General features: G+C 33.7%; 4 protein-coding genes and 3 pseudogenes. All 7 read right to left on the bottom strand.

The window, feature by feature from the left end; genetic code table 11:
* Window positions 1-43: 43 nt before the first annotated feature.
* Window positions 44-14,731, bottom strand: a pseudogene (gene ebh, locus NSU06_RS02510) (hyperosmolarity resistance protein Ebh); the annotation flags it as partial.
* A gap of 404 nt (window positions 14,732-15,135) precedes the next feature.
* On the bottom strand, window positions 15,136-15,537 hold the full coding sequence (locus NSU06_RS02505) for a GNAT family N-acetyltransferase (protein ID WP_049382383.1): 402 nt from the start codon (window positions 15,535-15,537) through the stop codon (window positions 15,136-15,138).
* Between the two features lie 88 nt (window positions 15,538-15,625).
* Entirely contained in the window at window positions 15,626-16,042 is a 417-nt protein-coding gene (locus tag NSU06_RS02500; RefSeq protein ID WP_019834838.1) for a DUF2871 domain-containing protein, read from the bottom strand.
* Between the two features lie 130 nt (window positions 16,043-16,172).
* On the bottom strand, window positions 16,173-16,784 hold the full coding sequence (locus NSU06_RS02495; protein WP_019834837.1) for a YcnI family protein: 612 nt from the start codon (window positions 16,782-16,784) through the stop codon (window positions 16,173-16,175).
* A 16-nt stretch (window positions 16,785-16,800) separates the two neighbouring features.
* Window positions 16,801-18,048 (bottom strand): copper resistance CopC/CopD family protein, encoded by a 1,248-nt coding sequence (locus NSU06_RS02490; protein WP_017174946.1) that lies wholly within the window; start codon window positions 18,046-18,048, stop codon window positions 16,801-16,803.
* A gap of 154 nt (window positions 18,049-18,202) precedes the next feature.
* Window positions 18,203-18,361: pseudogene (locus NSU06_RS02485) on the bottom strand (MATE family efflux transporter); the annotation flags it as partial.
* Window positions 18,362-18,470: 109 nt separating this feature from the next.
* Window positions 18,471-18,815: pseudogene (locus NSU06_RS02480) on the bottom strand (YhgE/Pip domain-containing protein); the annotation flags it as partial.
* Window positions 18,816-18,903 lie beyond the last annotated feature (88 nt).

Below are 18,903 nucleotides of genomic sequence, written 5' to 3'. Positions count from 1 at the left end.
TTTTATTATCTATTAACGCATTAGTAATTTCTTTTGCAACAATTTTCGCTATATTATCTTTGCCCTCTTTAAGTTTACGGTTAATTTCATTGATGTCATTGGCGTTATCAATGTTTTCAAGCACTTTTTGTAAAGTTTTATCTATTTCAGCTACCACTTTTTGTTTCTGAGCATCAGTTAAGTTAGAATTATTTAGAATTTCTTGATGTTTTTTATTAGCAAAATCAATAATTTCTTGTTTAGCCAAAGTTTTAGCATCAATTAATGCTTTTAATTTATCGATTTCTTTTTGAGTATTATTTTTAATCTTATTAAGGTCTGTTAATGTAGTTGCATTATTAATCTGACCTTTTGCATTTTCAAGAAGACGCTCTAATTTAGATTTAAGTTTTTCTTTATCTTCTTTAGAAAGGTTAGGATTGTTGTCAATTTCATCTTTCAATCGGTTAACTTCATTTTCTAACTCTACTAAAGCTTTTTGTTTAGCTAATTCAACTTGATGTTTTCCATCTAAATCATATTTTGCTTTTTTAATATCTTGAATTAATTTATTAATTTCTTCAAGTGATGCATTTGTACCAATACCTTTATTTATTAAGTCTTCAGCTTTTTTAATAAGTTCATCGTAAGCGGATTTTTTATCTGGTGAAGCTTCTGAATAATTAACAGAATGCTTGATATCTAAATTATCAGCTATTTCATCAATTAAATGTTTCATAGCTTTATCCACTTCTTTAGCTTTATTAATAATTATATCTAAATTATCACGTGAATTTTCATTATCTACCATATTGTTAAACGCATCTTTTTGTGCATTGTTCAAATGTTCTAAGTTTTCCAATATGTGTTTAACATTATTTCTAGCATTTTGTAATTTTTCTGCACCATTTAAATTATTTTTAGCATCAATTATCTTATCTTTAAGTTGATTTATCACGCTAGGATCAATAATAGGATTTTTTGCATCATTAATTAGTTTTTCAGCTTCTTTTAAAGCATCATCATAGGTATCTTTTTTATCTTTATCTCCATCAGTATAATTAATACTTGCTTTGATTTTATCTTTTTCAGCGATGTTTTCTTTTAATTGTTTCATCGCATCATTTAATAAATTAGTATTATGTTTAATATTTTCTAATTCATCAGAAGTTGTAGAAGCTTTTGTCTTTTCTATTAATTTATCCTTCTGTGATTCTGTTAAATCAGTTTGTTGTTTAATTTTTTTAATGACAGCATCATAATCTAATATTAAGTCATGTTTAGCTTGTTCAAGTTCATCTTTAGCACGTTTCACATTTTCGATAGTTTTATGAATTTCATCAACTGTTGAAGTTAGGTTATCAATAACTTTTTGTGCATTAGCTAATGTATCTTTTGCTTGACTTAATTTATTTCTATAATTTTCAACAGAATCACTAGTCATATTTTTAGTTTCAGGCACCTGATTAATGCTTGTTTCTAAATTGTTTTTAGCATTATTCAATAAAGTTTTGTCTGGAATTAAATCATGTTTAGCTTGTTTTAATGCAACTGTAGCTTCATTTACTTTAGCTATTGCTTGCGCAATTTCCCCAGATGTTGCATCGTCATTTTCAATCACTTTTTGTGCGTCTCTGCTGACTTGTTCTGCTTCTGCTTTTTTCGCTCTATAATTATCTGCTGTTGCTGGCGTCATTCCTGGCGTTGGATCTTCCTCGCTAGTCGCTGCATCTAATTTCGCTTTTGCTTTCACTAATTCACTGTTGTTTTCTTTGTCGTGAAGTAAACTAATGGCATTATCTAACTTAGGTTGTACCGCGTCAATTTTTGCGATAGCCGCTGTTACTTGTGCTGGTGTCGCATTGTCATCATGAATCACTCTATCTGCTTCTGTTTTCGCTGCTTCAAGTTCATCATGAATTTTAGCCATTTCATTATTATATGCAGTCACGCTCGCCGGTTGTTTACCTTCGGTAACACCTACATGATTTAATCCTGGACGTTTTTGTTCTAACACTGATTTATCTGCTTTTAATGCACTTTTCGCTTCAGTTAATTGAGTTAATGCTTCTGCTACTTTTGCTTTCTCATCTCTGATTTCTTCAGCTGTCGCATCTCCGTTGTTAATCACACCTTGAGCTTCTGAACTAATTCGTTCTGCTTCTGCTTTTTTCGCTCTATAGTTATCTGCTGTTGCTGGCGTCATTCCTAGTGTTGGATCTTGTTCTGCTATTGCTTCATCAAGTTGACGTTTCGCTTCAACTAACTCACTATTATTTTCTTTGTCGTGAAGTAAACTAATGGCATTTTCTAACTTAGGTTGTACTGCATCTATTTTTGCGATAGCCGCTGTTACTTGTGCTGGTGTCGCATTGTCATCGTTGATGACTCTATCTGCTTCTGTTTTTGCTGCTTCAAGTTCATCATGGATTTTAGCCATTTCATTATTGTATGCAGTCACACTCGCTGGTTTCTTACCTTCGGTAACACCTACATGATTTAATCCTGGACGTTTTTGTTCTAGCACTGATTTATCTGCTTTTAATGCATTTTTTGCTTCAGTTAATTGAGTTAATGCTTCTTCTACTTTCGTTTTCTCATCTCTGATTTCTTCAGCTGTCGCATCTCCATTGTCAATCACGCTTTGCGCTTCTGCACTTACTTGTTCTGCTGCTGCTTTCTTCGCTCTATAGTTATCTGCTGTTGCTGGCGTCATTCCTGGCGTTGGATCTTGTTCTGCCGTTGCTTCATCAAGTTGACGTTTCGCTTCAACTAACTCACTATTATTTTCTTTGTCGTGAAGTAAACTAATGGCATTATCTAACTTAGGTTGCACTACATCTATTTTTGCGATAGCCGCTGTCACTTGTGCTGGTGTCGCATTGTCATCGTTGATGACTCTATCTGCTTCTGTTTTTGCTGCTTCCAGTTCATCATGAATTTTAGCCATTTCATTATTATATGCAGTCACGCTCGCTGGTTGTTTACCTTCGGTAACTCCTACATGATTTAATCCTGGACGTTTTTGTTCTAGCACTGACTTATCTGCTTTTAATGCATTTTTTGCTTCAGTTAAATGAATTAATGCTTCTTCTACTTTTGCTTTCTCATCTCTGATTTCTTCAGCTGTCGCATCACCGTTATTAATCACACCTTGAGCTTCTGCACTAATTCGCTCTGCTTCTACTTTTTTCGCTCTATAATTATCTGCTGTTGCTTGCGTCATTCCTGGTGTTGGATCTTGTTCTGCCGTTGCTTCATCAAGTTGACGTTTCGCTTCAACTAATCCACTGTTGTTTTCTTTGTCGTGAAGTAAACTAATGGCATTATCTAACTTAGGTTGTACCGCGTCAATTTTTGCGATAGCCGCTGTTACTTGTGCTGGTGTCGCATTGTCATCATGAATCACTCTATCTGCTTCTGTTTTTGCTGCTTCCAGTTCATCATGGATTTTAGCCATTTCATTATTGTATGCAGTCACACTTGCTGGTTTCTTACCTTCGGTAACTCCTACATGATTTAATCCTGGGCGTTTTTGTTCTAGCACCAACTTATCTGCTTTTAATGCATTTTTTGCTTCAGTTAATTGAGTTAATGCTTCTTCTACTTTTGCTTTCTCATTTCTAATTTCTTCAACTGTCGCATCACCATTATCTATTACTTCTTGAGCTTCTGAACTAATTCGTTCTGCTTCTGCTTTTTTCGCTCTATAGTTATCTGCTGTTGCTTGCGTCATTCCTGGTGTTGGATCTTGTTCTGCCGTTGCTTCATCAAGTTGACGTTTCGCTTCAACTAATCCACTGTTGTTTTCTTTGTCGTGAAGTAAACTAATCGCTTCAGTAAGTTTTGGTAAGACTGCTTTCACTTTGTCTAATGCTTCTTTCACTTCTGCTGGTGTTGCTTTTTCTTTATTTAACACTTCTTGTGCTTTCGTCTTAGCTTCTTCAATTTCACTTTGTATTCTTCCTAGAGCTTCATTATAAGCAGTGATACTTGCTGGTTTTTTACCTTCGGTAATGCCACGTTGATCTAATTCTGGAAGTTTATGTTGTAATTCTGTTTTATCTGCTCTTAAATCATCTTTCGCTTGATTTAATGCTGTTAATGCTTTTTCTACTTTTGCTTTTACTTGAGCGATTTCTTCTGATGTCGCATCACTATTGTCAATCACGCTTTGGGCTTCTGAACTAATTCGCTCTGCTTCTGCTTTTTTCGCTCTATAATTATCTGTTGTTGCTTGCGTCATTCCTGGTGTTGGATCTTCCTCGCTAGTCGCTGCATCTAATTTTGTTTTTGCTTTCACTAATTCGCTGTTATTTTCTTTGTCGTGAAGTAAGCTAATGGCATTGTCTAACTTAGGTTGTACCGCGTCAATTTTTGCGATAGCCGCTGTCACTTGTGCTGGTGTCGCATTGTCATCATGAATCACTCTATCTGCTTCTGTTTTTGCTGCTTCAAGTTCATCATGGATTTTAGCCATTTCATTATTGTATGCAGTCACACTCGCTGGTTTCTTACCTTCGGTAACACCTACATGATTTAATCCTGGACGTTTTTGTTCTAGCACTGATTTATCTGCTTTTAATGCATTTTTTGCTTCAGTTAATTGAGTTAATGCTTCTTCTACTTTCGCTTTCTCATCTCTGATTTCTTCAGCTGTCGCATCTCCATTGTCAATCACGCTTTGCGCTTCTGCACTAATTCGTTCTGCTTCTGCCTTTTTCGCTCTATAGTTATCTGCTGTTGCTTGTGTCATTCCTGGCGTTGGATCTTCCTCGCTAGTCGCTGCATCTAATTTCGCTTTTGCTTTCACTAATTCACTGTTGTTTTCTTTATCGTGAAGTAAACTAATGGCATTGTCTAACTTAGGTTGTACCGCGTCAATTTTTGCGATAGCCGCTGTCACTTGGGCTGGTGTCGCATTATCATCATTGATGACTCTATCTGCTTCTGTTTTTGCAGTTTCAAGTTCATCATGAATTTTAATCATTTCATTATTATATGCAGTCACACTCGCTGGTTTCTTACCTTCGGTAACTCCCACATGATTTAATCCTGGACGTTTTTGTTCTAGCGCTGACTTATCTGCTTTTAATGCATTTTTTGCTTCAGTTAATTGAGTTAATGCTTCTTCTACTTTTGCTTTCTCATTTCTGATTTCTTCAACTGTCGCATCACCATTATCTATTACTTTTTGAGCTTCTGCACTAATTCGTTCTGCTTCTGCTTTTTTCGCTCTATAGTTATCTGCTGTTGTTGGCGTCATTCCTGGTGTTGGATCTTGTTCTGCCGTTGCTTCATCAAGTTGACGTTTCGCTTCAACTAATCCACTGTTGTTTTCTTTGTCGTGAAGTAAACTAATGGCATTATCTAACTTAGGTTGTACCGCGTCAATTTTTGCGATAGCCGCTGTTACTTGTGCTGGTGTCGCATTGTCATCATGAATCACTCTATCTGCTTCTGTTTTTGCTGCTTCAAGTTCATCATGAATTTTAGTCATTTCATTATTGTATGCAGTCACGCTCGCTGGTTTCTTACCTTCGGTAACTCCCACATGATTTAATCCTGGACGTTTTTGTTCTAACACTGACTTATCTGCTTTTAATGCATTTTTTGCTTCAGTTAATTGAGTTAATGCTTCTTCTACTTTCGCTTTCTCATTTCTGATTTCTTCAGCTGTCGCATCTCCATTGTTAATCACACCTTGGGCTTCTGCACTAATTCGTTCTGCTTCTGCCTTTTTCGCTCTATAGTTATCTGCTGTTGCTTGTGTCATTCCTGGCGTTGGATCTTCCTCGCTAGTCGCTGCATCTAATTTCGCTTTTGCTTTCACTAATTCACTGTTGTTTTCTTTATCGTGAAGTAAACTAATGGCATTGTCTAACTTAGGTTGTACCGCGTCAATTTTTGCGATAGCCGCTGTCACTTGGGCTGGTGTCGCATTATCATCATTGATGACTCTATCTGCTTCTGTTTTTGCAGTTTCAAGTTCATCATGAATTTTAATCATTTCATTATTATATGCAGTCACACTCGCTGGTTTCTTACCTTCGGTAACTCCCACATGATTTAATCCTGGACGTTTTTGTTCTAGCGCTGACTTATCTGCTTTTAATGCATTTTTTGCTTCAGTTAATTGAGTTAATGCTTCTTCTACTTTTGCTTTCTCATTTCTGATTTCTTCAACTGTCGCATCACCATTATCTATTACTTTTTGAGCTTCTGCACTAATTCGTTCTGCTTCTGCTTTTTTCGCTCTATAGTTATCTGCTGTTGCTTGCGTCATTCCTGGTGTTGGGTCTTGTTCTGCTATTGCTTCATCAAGTTGACGTTTCGCTTCAACTAACTCACTATTATTTTCTTTGTCATGAAGTAAACTAATGGCATTGTCTAACTTAGGTTGTACTACATCTATTTTTGCGATAACCGCTGTCACTTGTGCTGGTGTCGCATTGTCATCATGAATCACTCTATCTGCTTCTGTTTTTGCTGCTTCAAGTTCATCATGAATTTTAGTCATTTCATTATTGTATGCAGTCACGCTCGCTGGTTTCTTACCTTCGGTAACTCCCACATGATTTAATCCTGGACGTTTTTGTTCTAACACTGACTTATCTGCTTTTAATGCATTTTTTGCTTCAGTTAATTGAGTTAATGCTTCTTCTACTTTCGCTTTCTCATTTCTGATTTCTTCAGCTGTCGCATCTCCATTGTTAATCACGCCTTGGGCTTCTGCACTAATTCGCTCTGCTTCTGCTTTTTTCGCTCTATAATTATCTGATGTTACTTGTGTCATTCCTGGCGTTGGATCTTGTTCTGCCGTTGCTTCATCAAGTTGACGTTTTGCTTCAACTAAAGCACTATTATCTGCTTTATTTTGTAGTAATGAAATTGCATGTTGAATTTTCAATGAGACATCATTAATATTATTTGTCACATTTGCAACATCAGTATTTGTTGCTCTATCATTTGATAACACTTCATTAGCTTTTCTTCGAACTGCTTCAATTTCATCATGTAAATGCTGCATTTCATTATTATATGCACTCACACTTGATGGTGTTTTACCATTAGTGTCTCCTTGTGCGTCAAGTTTAGGTAAAGTATTTCTAATACTCGATTTATCTGCATGGGTTCTAATTGGTACATTTACAATTTCTATACTTCCATCTCTATAAGTAATACGTGTTGGTACTGCTTGCGTTGTATCACTCTGTAAATTTGTAGGTAAACTTACTCCTTCGTTTACATTAGCATGATCTTTATTATCTACACTAATTGCATTATTAAGTTCCTCATTACTAACTCTTTCCCCAGGTTCTTTGACTATCTCATGAATGATAACATCATGATGATCAGGTCCCACAACTCCAACAGTATTATGGCTAAAATTATCATCATTTCCAGCAATAGATTCTGTATTAATCAGTACATGTGGTTTTAAAGAATTAGCTTTAAATGTCACTTTACCTGTTATAGAATCAAATATCACATAATCTGGCTGATTATTCATCGACCATCGATTTTGATTATTTTTAGTTACAATTAATTCTCTAGATTGTTCTGCACTATTACCCATTTTTTCAACATAGCTAATTTTAACTTTATCTGTAGGATTTTTTGTTGTTGATGTATTAGCATTGTTTGGAATAACTTCGAACTCACCATTTTGTTTAAATGCAAATGTTGTGTTAGATGGTGTTGCTGGCTTAACTTTATAAGTTGCACTTGTAGCAGCTTCACTTGTCAATTCTCCATTACCTGTCGTTGATTCGGTGTTAATCAATGTATCATTTGGAACTGACATTTTGTCATAAATAATTTCATTACCATCTGGAGAAACTGATAAACCAGGTGTGTTTATAGAATCACTAGCTTTTGCCCATTTGCCTGTATTATTTTTGACAAATGTACCAATAACTTGATTTCCTTTTTTAACAGTAATTCTATCTGGATTTACAATTATATTTCCAGCATTAACGCCTAAGTTTTTACCTACCCCTGGTGAAATGACTACATCACCAACATCATTTTGTGTAACAGTTGCTGGATTTGGAACTGCATTTGTCACTTTAAATATTGCTGGATCAGAAGTAAAGAATACGTGGTTTTGGTTATCTAATACTTCAAATCTCGCTTCTTTTTTAAAAGCTTGATTTGGATGTGCTAAATTTGACCATTGGTCGCTATGAGAAGCTGTGGTGTTTTGAGTCCAAACAAAATGGAAACCATCTGTAGGTAAACCATTCGCATTTTCTAATGCTACATAATTATTAATATTTCCATTTCCTTCAAAACTTGTTCCTACAATCGTACTATACTCTGATTTTTTAAATTTATATTTATATTCATATACTTTTACTGGGACATTATATACGTGATTAATACCGTTATACCTTACTTCAGCAGTTAAGCTTTGAACGCCAGCAATATTATTACTTGGAGCATTATTATTTTTCCAAGTCACTGTAGCCCCATTCATATAATTATTTTCAAATGTCACATAATTTGCTGCGTCATCGCCATAAGTTAACGCGTGACCGACCACATCACGTTGTGGTGCTTTAGCAGTGGCTGGTGCATAAATGGTTACTGGAATAGAAACTGTTCTCGTTTCTCCATTACTCAATGTGACAATGGCGCGTTTAGTTGTAGTACCAATTGTGTTTTTCCATTGATTAGCATTCTGTTCCCATTCTACTCGTATGATATCTGAATTAGATTTAATGTAAGTTCTAGGATTATTTAAATCAATGTTGTCCCCTTTAACAAATTTTAATCCGCCGTCTACCGCTTCAAGTTGTTTTGTTACAGGTGAAGATGCACTTAAATCTGATTCTATTGATTCTGAACGTGTTGAGTTCACAACAGAACCACTATTATTTTGTTCAGTAATCGTTACATGATCAACCGTGATAATTGATTTAGCTTTAATATTACCAAGTGGTAATACTCCTGGAATTGTAATAGACACTGAACCATCACGATTTCTAGTCATAGTTGTATTACTCATTTCTCTACCATCTTCAGTATATAGTTTAACCTGTGCATTATGTGGAACATTATTTACTTTAATAGATTGTCCAGATAAATCAGCTTTATATTTTGTACTTAAAGCATCAATTGAAGGCGTAGTTGGTTTCACTTTAAACAATACATTAACTGGGTCTACTTGACCGTTAGGATATATCACATTAATTGTTTCTGTGAAAACACCTGGACTATTTGATAAAGGTCGTCCAGAACCAGGTGCCCAATCGAAGTTCGTACCCGATGGTAAATAATTTGCAATACCTTCTACAAATGCTCCTACATTAGATGACGAGCCTTCATTTGCAGATAAGAAATTACCATTTATTGTTGTTTGATATACTCTTTTTGGTTTCGCTTTAACTACTCTATAGTGTGCTTCTTTTTCAATGGGTGTTGTTTCACCATCAAATAAGATGTTTGCTCTTAAAATTTGTGGGACACCTACTGTTGTAGAGTTAATATCTGGTCCATTACCAATCCAAGTCACAGTAGCATCTGTCAAAGGTTGATCATTGTTTATAACGAAGAAGTCATTATTATTTGTTCCTTTACCACTTGGGAATGGCTGACCTTGTACTGTAAATAATTCTATTCCTCTGATATTAGGAATGACATGTTTTACTGGTACAGTAATGGATGTTCTTGAATTATCTGCATAAGTGATAGTCACTTCAACATTTGCATTATTACCTGAACGATGAACATTACTAATTTCTCTACTTCTTATTTCATTACTGCCCTCTGTAACGTAATTTCTATTGGTAATTGATTTCGAAATATCTAAACTGTTAAAAATAGCTTGTCTATCTGTCTCAGATAAACTTGCATTGTTACTAATATTCGCTATACGTATTGGATGCGACTCATCAGCAGTTGTCATGACACTATATTTATCTTTTAATGGTTTGATTAATACATTAAATACAGCCGTTGTTTCGTTATCACTACCATCTGTTACTTTAACTTTCACTTGTTTAGACATTGGGGTAGATACATTAGGGGCAACACCACTTAATGTTGAATGATTTAATACATTCATAGGTATTTGACTGTCATTAGGTACAGTAACATTTTTAATACCAAAGTTATCAGTTAATGTAAGTGTATTTCTGAAAGTTTCTCCTGAAAATACAACATGATCATTATAATTATCTAATACAATATTTGGCGTTACTTTATCAGTTGGTACAAATACGATATTAATCACATTGTCTGTTGATGACATTGATTGTCCAAGGCGTTCAATATAGCTTTTTGCACCATAAGGCGTTAAATACAATTGTTGTTTATCTACCGCACCCATAATTCCATTATCAGTACCATTTTGTTTAAGCACTTTATCTAAATGGAAACCAGCAGCGCCATTCATGGCTGGAATATCACCACTCATCACTGTTGAATTGCTGCTTGTATGTCTATAGTCACTGCGTGCAACGGCAGAGTTGCTATATCCAGTATTGCTGTCAACTATGTCTAATACTTGAATAGGTTGACCATCATATGTAAATGGATGTTCTCCATCCGAATATATACTATTCCCTTTAGAATATCCTACAGGTTTAAATCCACGAGCTGAGCCTGATTCTGCTAATATTTTCTCTTGACCTTCTATATGGTTTCTCAACCCTGCATGTTTAGGCGTTGCTCTTAAAAGTGATAATACGTCATTGCCTGTTATTCTTCTTCCAATCGTTGCATCATAACGATAAATTATTGTTTTACCATCTGGAGACCACTCAAATCCACCATCTGTGCTTCTTCCATTAAGTTTTTGACTTGTCCAAGTCACAGTATAATCATTACGTAAATTTATCCATTTTAAGAAATCCATATGATCAAATGTTGAAATGAATTGTTTTGTTAATTCACCTTTAGTAATCGTCACTCTTACACGACTTGGATGATTACTTAAAGGTTCATCGTTTTCAATTCTGATATCACTATCATTTAGATTTAATTGCGGATTAGCAGCTTTAAAGGCATTTCTAACTTGTGTAATTTCATCATTACTTAAATTTTTAGTTGTTGAACGGTAAACACGTTGATTTTCTGCTAATGTATTGACATCAACTACGTTAACTTTAATTGTCAAACGTTCTGAACTATGGTTGTAAGCATTTAATGCATCTACGTTATAAGTATAAACACCTGCATTTAGACGACTCATTGCTTGAGCTGATGGTATTGAACTACCATTAATAGTTGTAAATGCATTATTAGGAATATCTTGTCCATTACTTAATGAGAAATATTTTCTTAAATCAGGTCCAATTGTATACTCTTGACCTTTAGCAATTGTAATAAATGCTTCTTTTGTATTTGAACTACCTGGCTCAGTATATATTGATTTACGTTGTGGTCTATATGTAATCACTTGAGTCGGATCAATGATACGAGTCGAACCATCTTTAAATGTCAAGACTACTCTACCATCATTACCAACCATATACGGGTTAAGTGTACTTAAAAATGATGTCAAACTACTATTTTTAGCTTTAAGCGAGTTAATGATATCATTTCTTTCGCTTTGCGAAATACTATTAGGATTACCCACTGTTTTCAATTCTTGCTGGCTAAATAACTGAACTGGTTTATCATCTGATAACTTTCCAATATGAAGATGATATGGACTTACATTAGTATTATTACCTGCTCTATCATGTGTTACAGGTTGAACAAGAATATCACTGTTCCATGTTGCATTATTAGAAATCGTTCCAGTAATCACTAAAGTACCTGCGTCTCCAGAAGTATCTCTATTAAATACTGCTTGTAAACCACTATTTTCAGTGATAGATGCATCTTCCACACCTGAACCATATGCATTGTCAGAAACAGGAATTGAAATATTAACGTTATCTCCACGATAATATTTATCTTGAAGGCCTCTTACGTCACCAAAAGTTGGCGGTGTAGTATCTAGTCCTACATTAATCGAATTACTAAAGTTGGATTGCACTGGATCTTCATAGTATGTAATTGCTCTAATAACCCCATTATTAGGTAAAGGATTAGTATAATCACTTTCTTCAAATGTCACCGTGCCATCTAAGTTTGCCATCTTTTCTGCGAGTACAGTATAGCCTAAAGGTGATGTGCCAGGACCTGCACCATCTGTACCACCTGAAACTAAACGTACTTTTGCTCTCTCATCTTGTGGTACATGTGTCACTGTAATAGTTGGTTTTTTACCACCTTTTTGTCCTAATTGTGCCGCAAGTGTTGAAATAACTGGCGGATTGGGTTTGGCAATGACTTCAAAGATTTTAGTTTCATTACCAATTCTCGCTGTCATCACATGGCGTCCTGGTGGCAATTGACCAACCAATACTTTATTTTTCTCAAGTTCTGTATTGGGTCTATCTACTGCATCTTCAATTCGTAGAGAGGGTGGATATCCAGAGATTTCCCATACATTTGCAGACTCGTTACTTTTAAATTGAATCCGAATATTTTGATGATAATCCTTACTATTACCATTAGTCACTGTATTAAGCATTTGACCTTCTTGTTGTAAAAAGACAGCATGATGTGCAGCTTGTGATTCAGGTGAATTCTCTTTATTATCGGGTGCATTATCTGAATAGAATCCAATAGATTGTTCTAACTTTGGTTTGACAAATAAATTTACTTTTTTGATTGTTTCACCATTATGGTATGCATCACTTACATTAAACCCAACAAAAATTTCAATTGGTCTTCCTGTTCTCGCAGCCTCTTTTAATTTTTCTTCAGAAAACATTTCATGAATTTCATAAGAGTTAAGCGGATTTACACCAAAATTACCTCTATAACGATCAGTAGGCACTCTAGGGAATAAACCCATTACATGATCACTAGGGTTACTTAGATAACTTGAAACATCTTCAGCATATTCGTGTGTAGCGAAATCGCCATCTAAGTAATGTTTTTTCATTATTCTACGCTCTGGCACATCATAAGCTGATTCAACATGGTCAATATGCAGTACGCGATCGATAACATCTACAATTTTAGTTTTACGATCATTATACTGTTCTAGCGGCTCTAAATATAATTGGTTATAGTTGTTGATTTCATTAAATTCAATCCCTCTACCACCTGCTGCATAATATAATCTATCTTGTGAGCTACCAGACGTTTTAAATTGAATGGTATAACTATCTGTTCCTCTAGCTTGAAATGCATAGATATGATCAATACCTTGATTATGATCTACTTGCCCAGTTAAATAACGATAAATATCGTCTCCAGCTACTTTAATTTTATTTGGAACACCTTCTCTTTCAAAGAATGTAAATGGTTGATTTTCATTACCACGTGCAAAATCCCCTAAATTATAAATATGATTAACTGAATCGTTATAGAACTCACTTCTATTCAAAGGATTTCCTTGTCTGAAATTATATGCACTAGAAGTAATACCACCAGCAGAATCCCACATTCTTGATAATGCTTGATCTCTACCGTCTCCAGTACCAGATGATGATGTTTCATGACCATTTACATCTGTGGTAGTAAAACGTACTGGTCCCGTTGGCGTTTGACCTTTAGGTAAACCAAACCAAAATACCATGCCATTACGTTTAATATGATACTTATTAAAATTAATCGTCCATAAATATCCATCATTTTGTCTAATTGATGAAATTTCTGCAATACCTCTAACACTAGATGGACTCATATTTCGATAATGAGAACGTGTAGCGTAATATGGTGCACTTTTATTCGTTGCATGTAAAAACGTTCCTGACCAATAACCGGAACCATCATTTTCATTTTCTACATACCATTCTTTTTTAGCATTATTATACAAATCTGAATTCTTTTTTACTTTTGAGCCAGGTTTTGGTCTAGAGTTATGAACTACTGGTGGTGTATAAGTATTAGCAGTATTGCTAGGGGGTCTCGTCCCACCTTGTCCACGTACAGGACGTCTACTTGATCTTACAGCACGTGCTTCTCTATTTGCTCTTGTACTGATTGTACTTACTTGTCGTTGTGGTAATGAACCGATTAAAGCGTTAGCTTGTTCTATTTCTTTATATAATTCATTTATTAATGCTTGGTTTGTATTATCATTAGTACTAAAAAAGTCATTAACTTTGTCAAATGTTGCTTTAATTTTAGCAACTTTTTTATTATCAGATTGTTCTCTATCAATTTTTCGATATTCAGCGTAAGAACGGTCATAAGCTGCTTGAAGTTTATCAGCATCAATTGTTGTTAAAGTTGAAGATACTAGTGTATCATCTGATGCTTCTCTATCTTCGTAACGAGTACGATTACGGTTGTCATGACTATGTCCTTCATTTACCTCGGTTACATTTATATCATCTAATTTATTTAGTTGAGATTTAGCTTCATTGTTTTCTTTTAAATCTGTTGTTGTATGAGATGTATCTTTGTTTTCGTTTTGAGATGAAAATGATGTTAAATCATTTGTTAATGTATCTGTAGTCTGAACTTTATTTAGAGTTTCATTGTTTTCTTTTTGACTCTCAGATACAAGTGAAGCTTTAGGTTCTGTGTTAGATTGAACTTGCTTGTTACTTGTCTCATTTGAAGTTTGTTCTTGGGCTCTAGCTTTTGCTTGAATCACTTGCGCATCTTTTTGTAGTTGTTCACTGGCGTGTGCTTGAGGTGAACCTAAGAAAATTAATGTCGCAATAACAGTTGAAAAAGCACCGACTGTGTATTTACGGATACTAAACTTCTGTAATTTTTCTCGATAATTCACAGTGATTATTCACTCCTATTCTTGATGTTTATTCTTAGCTGTATAGGTGTAAATGATGAAACATTTTTATTTAAAATATAACTATATTATGACTCAATGTCTCACAATCATTTACTATATTGTACTGAACAATAGGTGTATTTGTTCATTTATATATTATCATCATTCATTTTATATGTGTATATTATTTTATGAATATTTTATTAAATAATATATTTAATTTATGTACTAGATGTACTTCAAATAATTGTTTCAGCTTTATTTAGCTTATTAGAACTTAAAAATTCATTTATATTTTGTAATCTAAAAGCCATCACCTAGAGGTTTTTATTTAGAATATCTACGTAAAGCATAATCTAGATATAACATAACGAACTTAAAAGACATTTAATCTCATCTCTTTTTTAATATTTTTTAAACATTCCACCAGATTTGGGCTCGGTAGATTGAAATCCAAACTTCTTATATAATTGATCAGCTGGATAATCTGCAATCAGACTGACATATGTCCCTTTTTCTGCATGATTTTCAATAAATGCCATCACTTGTTTTAAGATTTCTTTCCCAAAACCTTGTCCTTGATAATATGGATGCACAGCAATATCTATAATCTGAAATGCAGTTCCCCCATCTCCAATGACTCTACCCATCCCAATCAATGTTGATTCTTCATAAATAGTAATATTAAAGCATGCATGGGGTAATCCTTTTTGTGCTGCTGTTTCTGATTTAGGACTCATGCCCGCTTTTACTCTTAATTCACAATAATCTTTAACATTTGGCGGATGATTTGAATAATGAATCATTAAGACGTCCTCCTCTTGTAGTCTCTTTATGCTTAATTATAAAAAAAGACACAATAGGTTTAAATCTATTGTGTCTCAAATTATTATTTTAATCTCTTTGTTCTTTTAAAATGGCTTGTCTTAGTAAAAAGAAAAGTAATAATAAGCCAGCAAGCATTCCTGTATGACCGATACCTGCAAATCCAGCAAATGCTTCTGGTGAAAAACTTTTTCCAGTGACTTGGTAAGTACCTTTTGTCAGCATCATTCCCACAGTAACAATAACACCGATATTGTATACAATGAAGAACCAATTAAATAAATAATAACTACTTAACTTAAATACTTTTTCAAGCGGAAGTAAAATTAAAAACATAAACATACCTAATATTAATGTATGTGTGTGAACAAGAGCTAGTTGCGTATCGCCCGTAAAATCATGTGCTTTCGTTAACTCTCTGTAGTAAAATCCACTTACAAGTCCAATAATCATATAGACTAAAAAAGCATATAATAATCTGCGCATAAAAAATCCTCCCTTACTTCAATTATTATAATCGATTATCTTCGTCTTTAAAGTGACAAAATTTTGTAATCAAATCATGTTACGAAAAAATGACCTCTAGCAAGCACTAGAAGTCACTTTATTATATGTCTTATTTATTTCTTGCATGTTTAAATAATGCAACTAAAGATAAAATAATGGCAACAAGTGAAATAATCCACAATGCGATAGAACCACCTGAAGATGATTGAGTTCTTTCATCTTTTTTAGCATTGTCTCCTTTAACAGTGTCAGCATTTGCATTTTTTTCCACTTCCAATGTTGGAGCAGGATGTTCACTATTCGCTTTGCCCGTCCATTTTACTTTATCTTTATTATCATATGTCTGCACAGCTTTAAATGAATATGTGCCTTCTTCTTTAGGACTTGCTACAAGAAGTGGGAATTCGATAAATTCATTAGGACCAATGCCTTTATCTTTCGCTTTCCAAGTGATTTTTGTGATATTACCTTTTTTGTCTTTATCTAAACTATATTTATATCCTTCTACAGGTTGAATATTTGACACTTGTACTTCTTTTGGAATATCTAATTCGACTTTTTCAGTATGATCTTTTTGTTCAACAGGCACTCGAACATCCACTTTTTCGTAAGATCCAGGTTCAACTGCTTTTGGATTTATCGTCACATGTGCATCAGCATATTTAAATAAACCTAATGAAAAGAAGAACACTAAACCTGAAGCAAATAATTTTTTAAGCATATTTTACAATCTCCTTTTATGGAATATTAATTTGACTCATAATAACACCAACAAGTATTAAAATAATACCAATAGAAACTTCTACGATTAAAGAGACTTTATTAATTCTATAACGTTTGTTTAAGGCGCGCGTTGTTTGCATAAATCCTAAAGCCATCATCATTAATGTTCCTGCGATTTTAATTATTAATAATATTGTCCATGTTTGCATATTAGACCATATTGATAAAATTTTAGTTTCATCAATCGACATTAATATACCTGTAATAATGATAACTACAACAGCAGCTCCATTCACTTTAAATAAGATTTCGCGTAATAAATCAACTGCATCTCGTTTTTTAGTAAATACTGAAGAAAACAAATAAATTAATGCGCCTAGCCATAAACTGATACCAGCTAAGTGTAATGTTCTAAGTATAATTGACCAAACAGGAACACTTTGAGACCAAGCATGTCCTGACATACTTAAAGCTAAAATCATAATTATCGAAATAGCCCAATACCATGTTCGTTCCATATTTCTTAATACAAATAATCCACTTAAAATAATTAAAGCAACAGCGCTCAGTATATATGGGAATTGAATTAAGACACTTGGATTAAATGTTAAAACTGAATCCAAAATATCAGATGATAGAGTCATCAGATAAAGTACAAGTGACATAATATATGCCATCATCATGATCAATGATACAGCGACATGTCTAGGGAAAATATCAAATGTTGATAAATTATTTCTACGTGCAATACCGTTTAACCAATATAAACCAACTAAAATAATTGTTGCGCCTTCAGCGATATATCTAAACACACCAAACCAAAATGCAGGCGTTTCATATGCAACAGGAGTAGTATCTACACCATTGGCTGTTTTTTTACCAACTGAAAATTCAAATTGATCACTAATTTCATGACCATCAGCAGATACAGTATGCCATTTAATTTGTTGTGTACCTTCTTTTAATTGATCGCCTGAGAAAGATAAAGTATCTGAATGTCCTGTTGTACTCGGTTTAATATCAGCAACTTTCTTTCCTTTATCATTATATATCGTTATCCCTGAATATTCGGCATTTACTGGCTCATTAAATGTTAATTCGATTGTATCTGGTTGTTTTGATACGATACCGTTTTGTGCTGGGGTTGTTTTTTCTAAAGTAGCGTGCGCAGAAGCTATTTTTGTCATACTCGGCACGAATAAAAATAGGAACATCATCAATAACGCTATAGCTACTTTAGAACTTCGCTTTAAAATGACCATTGACGTCCTCCTATAAAAAATACTCATTTAACAATAATAAAGTAATATAACTTATTTAACAATAATTATTGTAATATGTCATCGTTTATATAAATTTAAAGCGGGCTAAATAAGAGATCTCCTCCCTTATAGCTCGCTTTAATATCAAATTATTTTATTCTTCTACTAACGCTTGTGTGTCCAAGGTTAACTCATTCCTTAAAACACATGCAATAAACATTGCTAATAGTGAACAAATTGTTTTAGCGATTAATAATGACCATACAGCCCCTGTTAAACCAAACAACGCATTTAATATAAATAGTATCAGAATAGTGTTTCATTTTATATGCTAACACACTAATCCAATATTAATAATTATATTCCATTTTTGCATATCTCATTTAGTTAGATATCTAAATAATATAATACACCTTTTTTCAAATAATCAACTGCGTTTTACTCATTGCATTTTTTGAAAAATTTTTATTAAAAATAGCTGCGCCGTAATATTCATGATCATTAAGCCCTTTTTTAATATCTGATTCTTTATCTACTTTAATCCATTTAACAATATCAGAATCACTATCCATTAATTTATCTTCAATTGTTTTACCAATATTCACTTTATTACCTTGAATATCTATACCTTTGTCATTATTTACCACTGCAATCTGTATTTGTTTCGGTTTTGGATTGAATGCAGGATAAAACACTAAAGAGAATATCACTAATAATAAAATAGCTGCAATTGGTGCTAACCATAGTAATTTACTTTTAAAAAATATTCATTTTTACTTACCTCCCTATATTTATTGAACAATGTGTTGAATATTTAATACGTTGTAAATTATAATGAGGTTATCACTTCAATAC

This window comes from Staphylococcus sp. FSL W8-1270, assembly GCF_038007165.1.
Taxonomy (GTDB): Bacteria; Bacillota; Bacilli; order Staphylococcales; family Staphylococcaceae; genus Staphylococcus; species Staphylococcus hominis.
Note: the sequence above shows the minus strand (reverse complement) of the source record. Positions and strands in the feature narration are given on the sequence as shown.

What these genes read in the sequence shown, in the direction of transcription:
- NSU06_RS02495 (WP_019834837.1), bottom strand. Translation starts at nt 16,784, where the DNA reads ATGCTTAAAAAATTATTTGCTTCAGGTTTAGTGTTCTTCTTTTCATTA.
- NSU06_RS02490 (WP_017174946.1), bottom strand. Translation starts at nt 18,048, where the DNA reads ATGGTCATTTTAAAGCGAAGTTCTAAAGTAGCTATAGCGTTATTGATG.
- NSU06_RS02500 (WP_019834838.1), bottom strand. Translation starts at nt 16,042, where the DNA reads ATGCGCAGATTATTATATGCTTTTTTAGTCTATATGATTATTGGACTT.
- NSU06_RS02505 (WP_049382383.1), bottom strand. Translation starts at nt 15,537, where the DNA reads ATGATTCATTATTCAAATCATCCGCCAAATGTTAAAGATTATTGTGAA.